At 43.7% G+C, this 17,897-nt stretch carries 12 protein-coding genes; all 12 read left to right on the top strand.

Translation table 11 applies throughout. The features are described 5' to 3' along the window. Positions 1–48 precede the first annotated feature (48 nt). The 12 genes from ACQY73_RS20690 to ACQY73_RS20635 all read left to right on the top strand — a co-directional run bounded on the left by ACQY73_RS20690 (position 49) and on the right by ACQY73_RS20635 (position 17,781). Entirely contained in the window at positions 49–2,421 is a 2,373-nt protein-coding gene (locus ACQY73_RS20690) for an ABC transporter permease (protein ID WP_428654448.1), read from the top strand. Between the two features lie 153 nt (positions 2,422–2,574). Further along, entirely contained in the window at positions 2,575–5,007 is a 2,433-nt protein-coding gene (locus ACQY73_RS20685; RefSeq protein ID WP_428654446.1) for an ABC transporter permease, read from the top strand. Positions 5,008–5,126: 119 nt separating this feature from the next. Then, positions 5,127–7,568: an ABC transporter permease gene (locus ACQY73_RS20680; RefSeq protein ID WP_428654444.1), complete on the top strand. Its 2,442-nt coding sequence runs from the start codon at positions 5,127–5,129 to the stop codon at positions 7,566–7,568. A gap of 208 nt (positions 7,569–7,776) precedes the next feature. Then, the gene (locus ACQY73_RS20675) at positions 7,777–8,277 is read left to right on the top strand and encodes a hypothetical protein (protein WP_428654442.1); all 501 of its coding nucleotides are present in this window, start codon (positions 7,777–7,779) and stop codon (positions 8,275–8,277) included. A 9-nt stretch (positions 8,278–8,286) separates the two neighbouring features. Continuing rightward, complete coding sequence (locus ACQY73_RS20670; RefSeq protein ID WP_428654440.1) at positions 8,287–9,489, top strand: PQQ-binding-like beta-propeller repeat protein; 1,203 nt, start codon at positions 8,287–8,289, stop codon at positions 9,487–9,489. Between the two features lie 125 nt (positions 9,490–9,614). Next, the gene (locus tag ACQY73_RS20665; RefSeq protein WP_428654438.1) at positions 9,615–10,658 is read left to right on the top strand and encodes an OmpA family protein; all 1,044 of its coding nucleotides are present in this window, start codon (positions 9,615–9,617) and stop codon (positions 10,656–10,658) included. Between the two features lie 587 nt (positions 10,659–11,245). Then, positions 11,246–11,548: a hypothetical protein gene (locus tag ACQY73_RS20660; protein ID WP_428654435.1), complete on the top strand. Its 303-nt coding sequence runs from the start codon at positions 11,246–11,248 to the stop codon at positions 11,546–11,548. A 4-nt stretch (positions 11,549–11,552) separates the two neighbouring features. Beyond that, positions 11,553–11,849 carry a hypothetical protein gene (locus ACQY73_RS20655; protein WP_428654432.1) on the top strand — a complete coding sequence of 99 codons (297 nt, stop codon included), beginning with the start codon at positions 11,553–11,555 and terminating at the stop codon, positions 11,847–11,849. A 132-nt stretch (positions 11,850–11,981) separates the two neighbouring features. Continuing rightward, on the top strand, positions 11,982–14,396 hold the full coding sequence (locus ACQY73_RS20650) for an ABC transporter permease (protein ID WP_428654429.1): 2,415 nt from the start codon (positions 11,982–11,984) through the stop codon (positions 14,394–14,396). Between the two features lie 271 nt (positions 14,397–14,667). After that, a complete protein-coding gene (locus ACQY73_RS20645; protein ID WP_428654427.1) occupies positions 14,668–15,033 on the top strand; it encodes a hypothetical protein in 366 nt (121 codons plus the stop codon). Beyond that, a complete protein-coding gene (locus ACQY73_RS20640; protein WP_428654425.1) occupies positions 15,033–15,245 on the top strand; it encodes a Kazal-type serine protease inhibitor family protein in 213 nt (70 codons plus the stop codon). Before ACQY73_RS20645 ends, ACQY73_RS20640 begins: the two co-directional genes overlap by 1 nt. Before the next feature lie 148 nt (positions 15,246–15,393). Further along, positions 15,394–17,781 carry an ABC transporter permease gene (locus ACQY73_RS20635; protein WP_428654423.1) on the top strand — a complete coding sequence of 796 codons (2,388 nt, stop codon included), beginning with the start codon at positions 15,394–15,396 and terminating at the stop codon, positions 17,779–17,781. Positions 17,782–17,897: the final 116 nt, after the last annotated feature.

Here is a 17,897-nt window from a genome sequence, read left to right as displayed (position 1 = left end):
GTAATTTCATCGTTTTTGTTGCTTTCTTCCACTGCAAACATCAAAACTATGCTGCAAAATTACGTTAAATTGGGTTTACGAAATCTCCTGAAAAACAGGTTATCGTCCAGTATCAATATTAGTGGGCTTGGTTTAGCGGTAGGTTGCTGTTTAGTGGTGTTTGTTTTTTTGGACAGGTCTATTAATCTCGATAGTTTTCATTCGAAACTGGACCGAATTTATGTGGTGGAAACCATTGCGGAGAAAAACGGCAATCAACAATACAAAACTGATTCGCCGACTCCTATGGGTCAACAGTTGAAAACTGATTTTCCGCAAATAAAAAACGCAGCCCGCATCAATTTTATCAACACTACCATCAAAGTAGGTGATAAAGTTTTTCGGGAAGAAGTCAGTTTTGTGGATGATGTTTTCTACGATTTATTTGATTTTCCCATCAAATGGGGCAACAAAAAAGCCTTTACTGACCAAAACGGAATTGTTTTGACGGAAGAGCTTTCCAATAAACTTTTTGGAAAGGAAAACCCTCTCGGAAAAAGCGTGAATATTCGTTTTAAAAGCAACGGCATTGATATTGTTGAAAATTTCAGCGTGAAAGGCGTTTTTGAAAAACAACCGCACGCGGCTTCTTTCTACTTTTCTGCCCTTATTCCTTTTCAAAAAATGGCTTCGTTGGGCATCAATACCACCGACGATTGGAAGCAACATACAGACATTACGTTTCTGGAAACCGATAGTGAGACTTCCATATTACCAAGCGTTGCTCAAAGCAAAAAGTATTTAGACCTATACAATGCTGCCAATAAGGATGATAAGATCATGGCTTTTCATTATCAGCCGTTGAACACCATGAATTTTCATTCTTATAAATTGGCCTATTCGCGGTTTGAACACATTCACATTATCGGCGTAGTGATGCTTTTGTCCATCGCAATCGCCATATTGTTGATGGTTTGTTTCAATTACATGAATATCGCAGTGGCTTCCGCTTCCAATCGGCTGAAAGAAATTGGCGTTAGAAAAGCAATGGGAAGTGAAAGGCGGCAGATCATCTTTCAGTTTTTATTGGAAAACCTGATCCTTTGTACCGTTGGCGTAGTTATTGGGTTGTTTCTGGCTAAGTTCTTCTTTTTGCCTTGGTTTTCCCAAATGGGCAACAAAGACCTGACCGAAAGCCTGTTTTCCAATATTCGTCTTTGGGTGGCGTTGATAGGCTTGGTTTTTATCACGGTTTTAGGGGGTGCCGCTTATCCTTCTTTCTATATTTCTGCCCTCAAGCCCATTAGTATTGTGAAAGGAAATTTGGTATTGGGCAGCAAAAATCGCTTTAGAAAAAGCCTTTTAGGATTTCAGTTCTTTCTTACATTTTTGGGAATTTCTATGGCGTTGGCCTTCATTCGGGAAGCGGGTATTTCAAAAGCAAAACCGTGGGGATATGACCCGGCAAATAACGTAGTCGTGGCCTTGGAGGAACCGGCAAAGTTTGAGGTTTTAAAAGCCAACCTTAAAAACAACAGTACCGTTACGGGAATTACCGGCTCGGTAGAACCTATCGGCGATTGGTCAAAACAACTTATGGTTAAAATTGAAGGAAAGGAAAAGACGGTTCAAAGCCTGAAAGTGTTACCAAGCTTTACGAGTCAATTGGGGATTGAAATAATCAAAGGAAGGCCTTTAAGCGAGCAAATTGAAACCGACAAAAGCACCTCATTGTTGGTAAATCAGGCATTTTTAAAACAAATGAATTGGACTTCGGGGCTTGGCAAAACCATTGAATATGAAAATCGTCACTATTTAATTGTCGGTGAAGTCAATGACTTTCGATTTGAAAACTTTGAAAGTAAAGTAGAACCGCTTTTGATCATGGGCTGTTCGCCCGAGGAAGTACGGTTTGCCTACGCCAAAACAAGTCCGGGTTTATTTAAGAATGCTCATTCATCCATAGAAGCCACTTGGAAGAAAACCTTCCCAACCCTTCCTTTCGACTATTATTATCAAGACACCGTTTTTGACAATTACTTTGTGGGCTTTACCCAAATATCACAGATACTATCGGCGGCCTCGTTGATCATGGTGCTTGTTTCTATTTCGGGCATTTTTGGTTTGGCATTGTTGATCTTGGGCAAGAAAATGAAAGAACTAAGCGTGAGAAAAGTGTTGGGTGCCGGCATAGGAAACATCAGTTTCCAGATCATAAAAGAGTTTTTATTTGCCATTGGTTTTGCTTTTTTGTTGGGTTTCCCCTTATCATACTTGCTTACAAAGGCTATTTTCAATCAAGTTTCTCCCGAGTCCGTCGTCTCTTTTTTACCGTTGCTCATTGCTTCTACGGGATTGGCACTGATGACCGTTTTCAGTATTTTGTGGCATTTATACAAAGCCTTTACCGCCAATCCGACCACATATTTGAAAAATGATTAAGTAACCCCACGGCAGCGGTCGGCCGCCTAAATCCTCCCGTTGCGGCATACCGTCTTGGAGGACTTATAGGTCCATCGATAAAATTCAATTCCTGAAAACAGCACTGTGCAACTCTGACAGCAAAAAGTTCATCTTACAGAAAACCCCAAAACCATGATAGCAAATTACTTTAAAATCGCTTGGCGGAACCTGTTGAAAAACAAGGTATTCTCATTCATTAATGTGGCCGGTTTGGCCATTGGTCTGTGTTGCTTTATATTAATAGCGCTCTACGTGACCGACGAGCTCAGCTACGACCGTTTTCACGAAAAAGCCGACCGCATTTACCGTATCCACTCCGATATTCGGTTTGGCGGCACGGATTTAAAAATGGCCACAAGCGCTGATCCCGCCGGAGCTACACTCAAAAAAGATTATCCTCAAGTAGAACAATACGCCCGCATTTACGCTTCTGATGGTTCCAAACACATCAAAAAAGGCAAAGAATACATTGTAGAGGACCGTGTAGCGTATGCCGATTCAACATTGTTTGATGTTTTTACGCTGCCGGCCATTGCGGGAAATACCAAAACGGCTTTGGACAATCCTAATACCGTAGTCATTAGTGAAAGCGCTGCTCGCAAGTATTTTGGTACAACCGACGCCGTTGGTAAATCGTTGGAAGTGGGAGTAAGCAATAAAACCATTTATAACGTTACAGCCGTCATCAAAGACATTCCGGCCAATTCTCACTTCCATTTTGATTTCATTTTTTCGATGGATAATGTTAAGTACCAATTCGGAAGCTATCTCAGCCACAATTTCTATACGTATCTTTTGCTTCGAGAAGGCAGTGATTATAAAGCATTTGAGAAGAAATTTGATGAGTATATTGTCCGTTATATTCTCCCGCAAGCCAAACAATTCATTCAGATCAATTCCATGGATGATTTTAAAAAAGCAGGCAATAAAATCGAATATTCGCTCATGCCACTGACTGATATTCACCTGAAATCAGACCGTTATCCTGAGTTGGACGTCAACGGTAATATTCAATATGTTTACATCTTTTCGGCGGTGGCTTTGTTTTTATTACTGATTGCCTGTATCAATTTCATGAATTTGAGTACGGCTCGCTCGTCCAATCGTGCCAAAGAAGTGGGCATTCGAAAAGTATTGGGTACTGAAAGACAAACGCTGATCGGCCAGTTTATTGCAGAATCAACGCTGACGAGCTATTTAGCTTTTGGCTTTGCCCTTTTACTGACGTTTATTCTGCTTCCGTATTTCAATGATATTTCGGCGAAGACCTTTTCGGTTTCATCCCTCTTTCAACCTCAGCTTTTAGCTTTTTTGCTGATTTTACCCTTTGTCGTAGGCATTTTGGCCGGCTACTATCCGGCTTTTTTTCTTTCATCTTTTCGCCCCATTGAAGTCTTAAAAGGGAAATTAAACGCGGGCTTCAAACGCAGTAATCTGCGTAATCTGCTCGTTACTTTTCAGTTTGTTACTTCCTTGGTGTTGGTGATCGGTACCATCATTGTGTATCAGCAACTCAATTATATTCAAACCAAAAAATTGGGTTTTGACAAAGACCAAGTGCTTATCATCAACGGTACCGGCGCTTTGACGACCAATAAAGACGCATTTAAGAACGAAATAGCCCAAATGGCAGGCGTAAAAAGTGCTGCTTACGCCGGCTTTTTGCCCCTGGCAGGCTCTGCTCGCAGTGATAATACCTTCTCAAAAGAAGCAGTGATGGACATGAAAAACGGCTTTAACATGCAGGTTTGGAACATTGACTATGATTATATTCCGACCTTGGGCATGGAAATAATCAAAGGGAGAAATTTGTCAAAATCCTTCGGTTCTGACTCTTCAGCGGTAATTATCAATGAAACCACCGCCAAGGTTTTGGGTTATGACGACCCCATTGGCAAAAAAGTCTATGCTTCCCAAGGTCCGGGGAGTCCAAATATCGTTTATGAAGTCGTGGGTGTCGTAAAAAATTTCCACTACGAATCACTGCGGCAAACCGTTGGACCTTTGTGTATGCGTTTGGGCAACAATAGCTGGACTACTGCCTTCAAGATCAACACAAAAGATGTTCCGGCATTGGTCAGTAAAATCGAAGCCAAATGGAAAACTATGGCACCTGAAATGCCTTTCAGTTATAAATTCTTAGACCAATCCTTTGACCAAATGTATCGCGCCGAGCAACGCGTTGGAAAAGTGGCGCTCACGTTTGCCATTCTCACTATTTTGATTGCCTGTTTAGGCCTTTTCGGATTGGTGACCTACATGGCGGAGCAACGCACCAAAGAAATCGGAATTCGAAAAGTGCTGGGGGCGAGCGTGCCCAATATTGTAAGCTTGTTGTCGAGTGAGTTTCTTATTCTTGTGGTAATCTCAGTGGTCATCGCTTCCCCTATTGCGTATTATGCCATGAGTCAGTGGCTTACGGAATTTGCGTATCGCATTGAAATTTCCTGGTGGATGTTTCTCATAGCCGGTATATTGGCCGTAGCCGTTTCATTATTGACCGTTAGTTATCAAGCCATTCGAGCGGCTTTAATGAATCCGGTCAATTCGTTGAAAGCGGAGTAACCGTAGGGGCGGGGCTTGCCTCTGCCCGGTTGTGTCGAAATTGTTAATTTGGGAGACGTAACCGATACGTACAATTGGGCGGAGGCAAGCCCCGCCCCTACCTTTAATAACCTAAACTTATGCTGCAAAACTACTTCAAGATCGCCCTTCGCAATTTGTTGAAAAACAAAACGAACACGTTCATTAACGTTACGGGTCTTTCCATCGGTATGACCTGTTGTATTCTAATTGTATTGTACGTAGCCGACGAACTCAATTTTGATCGGTTTTGGCCACAGGGGGAGCGTATATACCGTATGGCATTGGAGCGCAAATACCCCGACCGGAGTACAAAATACGCCATTATTCCACCGTCTTATGCGCAGTCGGTTAGCAAGGAAATTCCTGAAATTGAGCAAACGGTACGGGTTTTTAATTTTAACGGTCAAGGAGCCACGCTCATTCGTCATAACGACAAAACACTTGAAGAAAAAGGGTTCATTTTTGCCGATTCTACCTTCTTTCAAGTGTTTCAAATTCCATTGGTCGAAGGTACGCCAACCAAGGTGTTATCACGCCCCAATACAGTCGTGCTGACCCAACGCACCGCACGACGTTTATTTGGCGCGGCCAACCCCATTGGTAAAACGCTGGAACTTGTACAGGGGCAAAAACTGGAAATCTCAGGAATTTGTGCCGACGTACCTGCCAATGGCCATTTTGCGTTTGACTTTTTGGCCTCTACCGTTAGTTTGCGACAAGTGGAACAGCTTAATCACATCAGTTTTGCGGCCTATACATATTTGTTACTGAAACCCCACACGCAGGCCGCCACTGTAGAGGCGAAATTGCCGAAGGTGGTTGAAAAGTATGCCGCCGGCGAAGTGGAACGTAATTTTGGGGTTTCGTACAAAGACTACATAAAAGCGGGAAATGGCTATTTTTATTTTCTACAACCCATTCGCGATATACACTTAGACTCAAATCTCGAAGCGGAATTTCAGCCCAACGGCAACCGCACGCTGGTTTATTTATTTTCGGTCATTGCGTTGTTTATTCTGTTGATCGCCTGCATCAATTTCATGAATCTGGCCACGGCCCGTTCTTCTGAGCGCGCCCGTGAAGTAGGAGTACGCAAAGCGATGGGTTCCACCAAAGGGCAATTGGCAGCGCAGTTTTTGACCGAATCCGTTATGCTGAGTGTGTTCAGTTTTTTGGTTTCCGTGGGCTTGGTGGCGTTGTTTCTTCCTTATTTCAATAACTTGGCTAATAAGCAATTAACCCTTCGTTATTTTCTTGATTGGTCTTTGCTGCCTGTGTTACCGGCGTTGGCGATTTTCGTGGGATTACTGGCAGGAAGTTATCCCGCCGGGGTGCTTTCGGCATTTGAACCTATTAAGGTTTTAAAAGGCAAGTTTCTATCCACCCGTCAAGGCTATTTGTTGCGAAACGGGTTGGTGGTTTTTCAATTTTCCATTTCTATCATTTTGATCATCGGTACCATTATCGTTTACCGTCAGTTGCAATATTTGCAGGACAAAGAGTTAGGCTTTGCCAAAGAGTCGGTTATTAACCTAAAAGGTGCCGGTTTTTTGGGTAACAAAACCGAGACGTTCAAGCGTGAAATTGAACAATTATCGGGCGTAGAAAGTGTAGGAGGAGCCAATGCCACCTTGGGAGACAGGCAGGCATATTTCGGAATAACGTTCCGCAAAGACGGTGATAACGAAAGCGTTACGGGGCGCGGCACGTTGGTAGATGATCGTTATCTCCAAACCATGCGCATGACCATGCTGGCGGGAAGGCCTTTTGAACGTACTTTCAACGATTCTACATCGGTCATTCTCAACGAAGAAGCTGTCACCAAATTAGGCCTTACCGATCCCATAGGCAAGAAAATCATCAGCCCTGATAATTTTGCACAACAGGATGGTCCACCCGTTTTTTATACGGTTGTAGGAGTGGTCAAAAACTTCCATTTCAGTTCGTTGCATGAGCGCATTGTTCCTTTGTTCGTGCTGAATGATCGTTTAGTTGGGCGTTTTAACAATGACATTATTGTTCGGTTCAAGACAACGAACTCCAAGCCGTTGGTGAGCCAAATGGAAACTATTTGGAAACGCTACCAACCCGATCAGCCTTTCCATTATTCCTTTTTGGACACTGATCTGGAGGCTTTATACAAAACCGAGCAGGTATCCCAACGCATTTTCGGCGTGTTCTCGTTGTTAGCCATTTTCATCGCCTGCATGGGTTTATTGGGTTTGGCTATTTACGTTATTCAGCAACGTACCAAAGAGATCGGCGTCCGAAAAGTGTTGGGTGCATCGGTGATAAGCATTACGGCACTTCTTTCGCAGGATTTTATCAAGTTGGTTCTCATTGCAATGCTGATCGCTTCGCCTATTGCGTGGTATGCCGTAGATCGTTGGTTACAGAACTTTGCTTACCGTATCGACATTGAATGGTGGGTGTTTGTGGTAGCAGGTGTACTGTCGATGGGAATTGCCGTTTTGACGGTAAGTTTTCAAAGTATTAAAGCTGCATTGATGAATCCGGTGAAGTCATTGAAATCGGAATAGGTGTATACCCCACCCCAGCCCTCCCCTGTAGGGAGGGAACTCTGTGTATCTCCCTCCCTACAGGGGAGGGCTGGGGTGGGGTTAACTTTAAACCTCCCCCAAATCGTGGGATTTTTCGGGTTTCATGGACTCTAATTCCTTAGCTGTGAGGGTTTATCATTAACTTGCCTAAATACGGTCAGTTTATTGATAAACCCTTTTACAGTTTATGAAAAGAATTGAATTTTTACAGCAAATAGCCTTAGGGACAAGCATTGTTGCTACGCCTCACCTGATGATTGCCCAACAGGAAAAACCGGCAGCCTACGCGGCTGATTTGGTAAGAGATTTTGTCGGAGCAGGTCACAAAGACTTGGCTAAAATTCAAACCATGCTCAAAGAGCACCCAAATTTACTGTTTGCAGCTTGGGATTGGGGTGGCGGTGATTTTGAAACGGCTCTTGAAGCCGCAGGACACGTAGGGAATAAAGAAATTGCCAATTATTTATTGAATCAGGGAGCACGACCTAATCTCTTTGTGCTGACTATGCTCGGCAAAACCGCTTTGGTAAAACCACAATTGGAAGCAATGCCTCACTTGCTTACCTCAAAAGGGCCTCACGGCTTCTCACTCCTTCATCATGCCCAACGCGGCGGCGAAGATGCCAAAGAACTGCTCAATTATATCCAATCAAAAGGGCTGAAAGAGACTAAGTTTAATCTTTGGTAAGTATTCACTATGTATCGACTTTTTCTTTTGCTGCTTCCGGTTTTTGGTAGAAGCGCCTTTTCTCAATCCAATGATTTTGACCAACTTCCTTCAATAAATTGGCAATTCAAAGCGGGGCCTATTGTAGCATCACCTGTTATAGATGCCGATTTAGTATACTTTGGCAGCCTTGACCGAAGCCTCTACGCTCTTGACAAAGCCACCGGCACCGTAAAATGGAAATATCCAACCACAGGCGTTATTCGCTCTACCGTTTGTCTTGAAAATGACAACCTGTTTTTATACAGCGGCAATGGTGGTTTGTATTGTTTGAACAAAAAGACCGGCAAACAAATCTGGAAATTTCAAACCGCTACGGGCTATTTGGGCGACCGCCGCAATGACTTTGCCGATTATTATCACTCTTCGCCCATTGTGCAAAACGGGATCGTTTATTTCGGCTCCGGGGACGGGTATGTGTATGCTCTTAAAAGCAGCAACGGCGAACTGCTCTGGAATTATAAAACGGAGGATGTTGTACACACCAAACCTTTTTTACATAATAACAAGCTGTTCGTTGGCTCTTTTGACGGCTATTTGTATGCTTTAAATCCACAAACGGGTGCATTGCATTGGAAATTTAAATCGACAGGGCAACGCTATTTTCCCAAAGGCGAGGTCATGGGGGATCCCGTAGCAGCCAAAGGATTGGTGATGGTCGGAACGCGCGATTTTAATTTTTATGCCATTGACGAAAACAGCGGTTATTGCCATTGGATGAAAACCTTTCCACGCGGTTGGGCGCTGCCCATTATGCCCAATGATTCGGTCATTTACCTCGGCACATCCGATGACCGACAGCTCTTTGCCGTTGATATTGTGTCAGGCAAGGTTCATTGGAAAGCAGACGCCCATTTCAATATTTTTGGCGGTACAGTGTTGAGCAAAACAATGGGTTATTTCGGCACCTTGAAAGGCCAATTGTTTGGCGTTGACCTAAAAACAGGAGTCGCCAAATGGACATTCACCAACGAAGCATCTCGTACGAATCAAGTCAAGTATTTCAAAGAAAACGGCAGTTATCGCGACGATATAGGTCAAACTCTACCATTTCCGGAAGATCAATTAACTATGTACCAACAACTCGGCGCCATCTTTTCCACGCCTGCCTTATCGGAAAACCTGTTGGTGGTTACGTGTTATGACGGAACCGTTTATGCCCTGAAGAAATAAGAAGTTTTCCTTTCGGTCGGAGTCTGCGGCCATCCATCATTTACATTCATTTCGCTGTTCCTAATTTCCGGAAGTTGTATTATTTTCGTTGAGAGTGAAGGGAAAGTGGAATTTAAGCAGACAGCATGAAAACGTTACTATTTCTTACCATTGCATTATGCGCAATGCAGTTGCGGGCGCAACACGGTTTGCAGGGAGAATACTATAATGGTCGCAATTTTGACGAAAAAGTATTGACCCGCACCGATCCTCAGGTCAATTTTTCCTGGCGCGGCAAAAGCCCGGGACCGAATGTCAAAGAAAACTATTTTTCGGTACGTTGGACCGGAAAGTTAGTTCCTCCTCTTACGGGTGTATATCAGTTTGCCGCAAAGGTAGACGACGGCGTCCGAATATGGGTAGGCGGAAAATTGATCGTTGACGCATGGGGCTTGCACGACACCGGCAATTTTAGGGGTAACGTCAAACTCGAAAAAGGGAAAATTTACGATCTGAAGATCGACTATTTTAACGCAATGTTGGAAGGTGAAGTGCAGGTGTATTGGAAATTGCCCAATGCTTTAGAGTTACAACCTATCAATACCAACTATTTATACAAAGCCGAAGCGCTCGTTCCAAAACCGATTGCGCCTAAAACATCTCCCCCCGCCATTGCTTCCAAACCTGCTCCAAAAGTAGCCTCACCGCCGAAAACCGTTGTAAAATCGCCGACACCGAAGCCGGTTTCATCCAATAAAAAACCAACAACTCCAAAAACGCCTCCTGTAATTTCTACTCCCGTTGAAGAAAAACCGCCCGTAGTGGAGGAAGTACATTATCCTTCTGAAAAGGGAAAAGCCACGATTCTCGAAAATGTTACGTTTGAACAAAGCAGTTATCTTTTACTTCCCTCTTCTTACCGAGAGCTGGATAGGTTAGCCGAGTATTTACAGAAAAACCCTACCATTGCCATTGAAATTGCAGGCCATACCGACAATGTAGGCGACCCGCGCCTCAATTTAGCGCTTTCGGAAAATCGGGCCAAAGTTGTGCGAAACTATCTTGTTCGAAAAGGAATTTCGGAAGAACGAATCATCTCCCGAGGCTACGGTGGTACGCGTCCGCTTACGGCCAATACCAACGAAACCGAGCGCGCCAAAAACCGGCGAGTGGAATTGGTCATTCATTAGCGCTTTTAGAGCTGTCCATCAGCGAACAGGTTCGTCCAAAAACGGACAAATAAAACGCTATATTCTTCGATAAAGCCCTAAGAATCAAGACATAAATTTTGTGGCATGAGGTTTGATCCCAATAAAGTAATACAAACTAAATTATCTGTTTCAGAACGCCGAACGCCGGTTATCATAATTCTACCATAAAAATCATGATAACCGGCGCTTCATTGGGGTATGTGGCGGGAAGGACTTTCTTGCTCAACTTCTCCTAACATGTTTCCATTGGCCTCGAAACCTTCGGGCCATGCATTGCGCTATTGTTTGTTATTGTTGGCCTAACCGTCGGCCTGCAAACATATCGTTCGGCCATTTCGAATCTCGTCAAAGCGCTTGGTTCTGAGTAAAGGGTTGCCTAAAAGCGAAAATTTCAAATTCAGGCCTTTTTTATGTTGTCCATCAACGAACAAAGGATGTCCATATTCGGACAAATATCTCTTTTTATTTACCCATAAAATACTGGCTATCAGTAGAGTTTATTATTTGGTACGAGGTTTGAGCTATGATTGGTCAGCCATTATTTTCATTTTTATTTATTTAAACGTATGGCACATATTGCGATTCCAATTCCTTCTCAACTCGGGAAACAAGACATTGAAGTTGAAGTTTCTATTAATGGCCAACGACAGGCGTTACATTACCGCGTTGAGTTGTTTTATTGGAATGAATGCGGCATGCCGAGCGTCAACCGCGCCGAATGCCTTCGCCACATTCTTTCACACTATGACAAAGATTGGACGCTTTATTACATGGGTTCGCCCACGGAGCAGTTCATTCAGATTACGTTTGTTCGAAAAAAAGAGACATTGCTTTTATCTCCTTTTTTATATTCCCTATTAAACCTTTAATCACATGGCACATATTGCAATTCCAATTCCGACCCAGTTGGGGAAGCAAGACATCGAAATCGAAGTCACCATCAATGGCCAAAAGCAGGCGCTGCACTACCGCGTAGAGCTTTTCTACTGGGAAGATTGCGGCATTCCTACCGTTGACCGCGCGGATTGCCTTCGTCACATTCTCTCAAAATACGATCAGGACTGGTCGCTTTACTACATCGGTGCGCCCACGGATGAGTTTGTGCCCATTACGTTCGTAAAAAGAGAAGATCTGATCAAACAACGTCAAATTTTGACCGGCGCGAATTAATTTATGAATGTGTAGGGGCAGGCTTTACGTCTGCCCGGAATATGAATATAAAATTGGAAGGCTCTGTGTTTCGTCGATATCGGGCAGACGCAAGGCCTGCCCCTACAATTTTTTTGTTTTTATATAACAACCATGATACGCAATTATCTCAAAATCGCTTTCCGCAACCTGTGGAAAAACAAAACCTACCTCTTCATCAACTTAATAGGTCTTTCGGTAGCATTTGGCATCAGCACGTTACTGTTTCTGACAGCCTATGATTTGTTGACCTTTGACCAATTTCATGAAGAAAAAGGCGCGGTTTACCGCGTTTACCACAAAGTAAATGAGCCACAGGGCGAACAATACGGCAACTCAATGCCGCTACCGATGCGCAATGCCCTGAAAGCGGAATTTCCCGAAGTAAAACTGGCGGTACGGGTCATGGACGGCGGAGCGCAGCTCTTAAAAAATGACAAGTTGATCAATCAGGGTATTGTCTTTACCGACCCAGAATATTTACAGGTCTTTGGCTATAAATTGTTGAAAGGTGACCCAAAAACAGCCCTTAAAGATTTGAGTAACATCGTTTTGCGGGAAGATGTGGCCAAAAACATTTTCGGTGAGCAGGATCCGATGGGAAAAACCCTTACCATTAATCACGGCGACAAAAAGCAATCGTTTATGGTAACGGGGATTTTGGAAAAAGGGCCCGAAAATACAAGCATTGATAACGATATGCTCGTACGCATCGAAAATGTGAATGAGTACGACCAAAATAAAGACCGTTGGGATGCTGACCAGCACTCGCTATACATCAAGCTGGATGAAAAAACGACAGTGGCAGCCTTTGAAAAACGCCTTAAATCCTTTAGCGCCAAATATTACAAAGGCAACATTGAGCAATTGAAAAAAGAAGGTGCCAAAGTAGATGATCGGGGCGAGATAATCAGCACGCGTATTATGGGCTTGGCCGATAGTCATTTCGACACAAAAGTGGGTGGACGGAGTCAGGCAATCAACAAAGTTTATCCTTATACGCTGCTCATTGTGGGTATTGTGATCTTGCTGATCGCGGCCATCAATTTCATTAATTTATCCATTGCCAAGTCGTTTACCCGCGCCAAAGAAGTGGGAATGCGCAAAGCACTCGGCGCTTTTAAATCTCAAATTGTGGGTCAATTTTGGGGTGAAGCCTTTTTGATCTGCGTTGCCGCTTTTGGCGCAGGCATTCTATTGGCTTATCTGCTTATTCCGCAATACAACGCCATTTTCCGTACAACATTGTCGCTCGCGATGCTCAAAGCACCGCTGCTGGTAGGCATTATTTTTCTTTGTTTTGCCGTCATTACGCTTATTGCCGGCGGTTATCCCGCTTGGGCCGTAACGAAATTCAATACCGTAGAAGTGCTGAAAGGAAAAGTCAAAGTAAGCGGCAGTTCAGGCGGCATTCGTAATATGTTGATAATCTTCCAATTTACGATGTCGGTATTGCTCATTGCCTGTACGATGATCGTTTGGACACAAATCAAATACCTGCGTTCCAAACCTTTAGGGTTTAACACCACCCAAGTATACAGTATTCCGATTGGCAATGAAGTAGCGGGCAAGCGACTTTTGAAGCATTTCCGCAACCGTTTGGCGAACCAACCGCGCATCCTGAGCATGACCGGCTCTGATGTGAATCTGGGCCGTGGTCAGGACGGTTCTTTCTCCAAGTCTGTATTGGGTTTTGAGCAAAACGGCAAAAGCATCAAAACCAACATGCGCACCGCCGACTACGAGTACGTAAAAACGCTTGACCTGAAGATGTTGGACGGGCGGGATTTCTCAGAAGCGTATGCAACCGATACCGTCAGCGCGGTGGTGATCAACGAAACGATGGCGAAGCAATTGGGCGTAAAAGACCCCATTGGCGTAACGCTCAATACTGACAACAAACACAAAGTGATCGGCGTCGTGAAAGATTTCCATTTCGAGTCATTACATCGTCAGATCGAAGCGGTTACATTTTTCATGAATGGATTTTCCATCAATTATATCTTCGTCAAAATCGCTCCCGACCATACCGATGAAACCATTGCATTGCTGAAGAAAACCTACAACGAAATAGCGCCCAAATCCGAATTTTTGGGCTCGTTTTTGGACGAAAATACTAACAAACAATACCAAAAAGAAGAGCGTCTTTCGCAGATATTTTTCAGCGCGGCCACATTGGCAATCATTCTGTCGTGTTTGGGATTATTCGCCATTGCGATCATGGTTATTTCGCAGCGTACCAAAGAGATCGGCGTTCGCAAAGTGCTTGGTGCTTCGGTCGTAAGTATTATGGCATTGCTGTCGTTTGATTTTCTTAAAATGGTGGGCGTTGCCATTCTTATTGCTTCTCCGGCAGCGTGGTGGCTCATGGATCAATGGTTGGCCGATTTTGCGTATCGCACTCCTATTCAGTGGTGGGTATTTGCCATTACGGCCTTTTTAGCCATCGCCATCGCCTTCCTGACGGTTAGTTTTCAGGCCATACGCGCAGCCCTGACCAATCCAACCACTTCTTTACGTTCCGAGTAACGAAATTTAAAAAGAAAAATATCGAAACCTTCCAGTCCCATAAAGACTTGGAAGGTTTTTTTATTGTAGGTAATTCTTCTAAAGTAGTTTCGAAAAAGTACTTACATTTTCGAAACCTTTCATGCCTGGCAAAGATCAATGCGAAAACTCTATTACAGGCACGATTTTTTATATCATAAACTAAAAAAGTGCCGAGCGCCTTCATTTACATGCTCCGGTTCCAACTTTTTCTTTTCTATTTACGTCCTGTAAAAAACAAAAGTCTAAAACCATGAAACCGATTCTCTTTTTAAACATACTCCTATTGGTGGGATTACTTTCCTGCAATTCGGGAATTACCCCAAAAGACTCCATAACCACCAAAGCCAAACTGGCAAATGCGTTAGCCGTTGATGGTTGTGATTGGCATATATCGGTAGAAGTAGACAAGCAAACGACTACTTTTTTACCGAGCGATTCGTCTAAGGAGAAAGTAAATTCGCTCATTCAGATGGCGGTTGCCCAATATGGCGTCTATTCCGTTGATGTAGAAATGAAATATAAATTGACGGGCAAAAAACAAACCGTCAAATGCGGTTGGGGCAAAACCGGCGAATACGACGAAATTGATGTTCTGGAAATAAACGTGGTAAAATAATGAAAGGATTAATCGCTGTAGTAATACTTGCCGTTTTGACAGGATGCAGCAAAGAAGTGACTGATGAATGCGTCGAAAAAGCGAACAACGGCATGGTATGCGATGCACTTTATGACCCTGTCTGCGGATGCAACGGCAAGACCTACGGAAATGCCTGTGAGGCCGCCCGGGTAGGAATCGGCAATTTTACCAAAGGGGAATGCAAGAAGTAAATAACCCTTGTCCACTCCCGTACTTGAAAGTGTCCACAAATGGACACTTTTTTTTATAAATACCAAATAACGTTCTGATTTTCAAATACCTTCGCTTTTGGCATATATTTAGAGTAAATAATAGGCAATAACCTAAACGTACTACGTTATGCTAAAATTTGCCGTTCGAAATCTGCTCAAAACCCGCCTTTTCGGGATCTTAAACATTACAGGCCTGGCCGTAGGAATGGCCGCCGCCGTTTTGATCCTGATGTGGGTTCAGAATGAATTAAGTTTTGATTCCTATCACACCAAAGCTTCGCGAACGTATCAGATCATTACGCATAATCAAGTCAACAAAGAAGAAACGTGGCATTGGGCAAGTACCCCACTTCCATTGGCCGCGCAGGCCAAGCGCCTTCCCGAAGTAGAGAAGGTGACGCGCGTTATAAAATCGTATTATAACGGCCTCCCCGTTCGGATCGGCGATAAATTATCCAACGAAAAAAACGTAGCCTGTGTAGACGAAAATTGGTTCGAGGTCTTCGATTATACGTTTACGGATGGCAACCCGACAGATTTTGTTAAAAATATACGCAGCGTTGCCCTCACAGAATCGAAGGCATTGCAACTGTTCGGACAAACCAAAGTTGCCGGAAAAATCATTCGAATCGACACCCTTGATTACGTGGTTCGAGCCGTTATTAAAGACAATCCAACCAACTCCAGCTTTCGTTACGACTTCCTGCTTCCGTTGGCAGTGCATTTGTCCAACCCTGATAAATATAAGAACGACAATAATTGGAATAATTTCAATTACGAAACCTTTCTGCTTCTGCGCCCGGATGCCAATCTCAAAAAAATCAACGGAAAGCTGACAAACCTGACGCAGGTCGCTAAAAAAGACACCGGAACAGGCAAAGTCGATACAAGCATTACGCTTGAAGTAGAACCGATCCGTGAAATGCATTTCGATACCGTAGACCGTCATAATACCGCCGAACAGGGAGACAAAAAAACAGTTTATATTTTCTTTGGATTAGCATTGGTTATTCTATTAACGGCTTGTATCAACTACGTCAATCTTACTACCGCCCGAGCGAGTATTCGCGCCAAGGAGGTGAGTGTCAAAAAGTTGATCGGCGCGGCGCCTTCGCAGCTTTTTGCTCAATTCATGATTGAATCTTCGCTGATGTGCCTTGCGGCATTGGTTTTTTCCCTTTTGCTGGTCTACGGTTTTCTGCCCGTTTTCAATGAGTTAACGGGCCAAACGTTCCAATTGGATTTCAGCAATAGTGCACTATGGAGCGTTTTGTTGGGGACAACCTTGCTTGCTATTGTACTTACGGGGGTATATCCTGCCGTTTTGTTATCCTCTTTTCAGCCCATCAGAGCATTGCGTGGTTTCAACGTGTTGGGAACCAACAACAGCACTTTCCGCAAAAGTCTGGTAGTGGTTCAATTCACAGTTTCTATCGTATTTCTGGTTGCTACCCTAGTGGTTTATCAACAGATCAGATTTATCAGAAATACCAAATTGGGCTATGACCGGGCGCATTTATTTGAATTTACGATTCCTTGGGACGTAAAACCGAAAGTGGATGCAACGACTTTCAAAAGTCGACTCCTCAATGAATCAAGCGTTGAAGACGTTACTATTTCGAGCCAGAATATTGTAGAGATCAAGAGTTCTCATAGCGGCAGTTTGGATTGGGACGGTCGCCCGGCTGACTTTCAACCCACGGTTGCGCAGATATCGGTGGAGCCAAATTACCAAAAAATGTTCAATCTGAAAATGGCCGACGGACGTTGGTTTGCCGAAAACAGCACCGCCGATCAGGAAAATGTGGTCCTTAATGAAGCCGCCGTTAAGAAGTTTAAATTAAGAACGCCTGTCGTTGGACAACGCTTTCATTTTCAGGGCCACAAAGGAATCGTGATGGGTGTGGTAAAAGATTTTCATTACAAAAGTCTTCGCGAAAAAATTGAACCGTTGGTACTTTTCAATAATCCGGGCTGGCGCAGCGGTATTTATATCAAGGCCGTTGCCGGCAAAGAGTCGGAAGCCATTCGCGCCGCTGAAAAAGTTTGGGCAGAATTGATTCCAAGCCGCCCGTTGGAATACCGTTTCTTAGATGAAACCTTCGACCGTCTGTATCGCACAGAACAACGTACAGCTACGCTCTTCAATGCCTTCGCGGTTATCGCCGTATTGATCTCTTGTTTGGGATTATTCGGGCTTGCTACATTTACCGCCGAAATGCGTACCAAAGAGATCGGTATTCGCAAAGTATTGGGTGCTACAGTGCTCAGTATTACCACTTTATTAAGCAAAGACTTTTTAAAATTGGTAGTGGTCGGCATCGTGATCGCTTCGCCGATTGCATATTACGCCATGGAAAAATGGTTGCAGGATTTTGCTTACCGTATCCAAATCGGTTGGTGGGTATTTGCCTTGGCAGGTATATTGTCCATTTTAATTGCCCTTATTACGGTGAGTTATCAAGCCATTCGAACCGCCCTGCTGAACCCATCGGAATCATTAAAATCAGAGTAAAATTGGAAACCGGAAGAATATAAACGGAATACGGAAAAACAATGGACCGGAGCAAAGGAAAACGAAACTAAATCCGTTTTCCTGTCTCCGTTTTTCCCTGTTCCAATCTAATTAAA

The sequence above is a fragment of the Runella sp. genome, assembly GCF_965279615.1.
GTDB lineage: Bacteria > Bacteroidota > Bacteroidia > Cytophagales > Spirosomataceae > Runella.
Note: the sequence above shows the minus strand (reverse complement) of the source record. Positions and strands in the feature narration are given on the sequence as shown.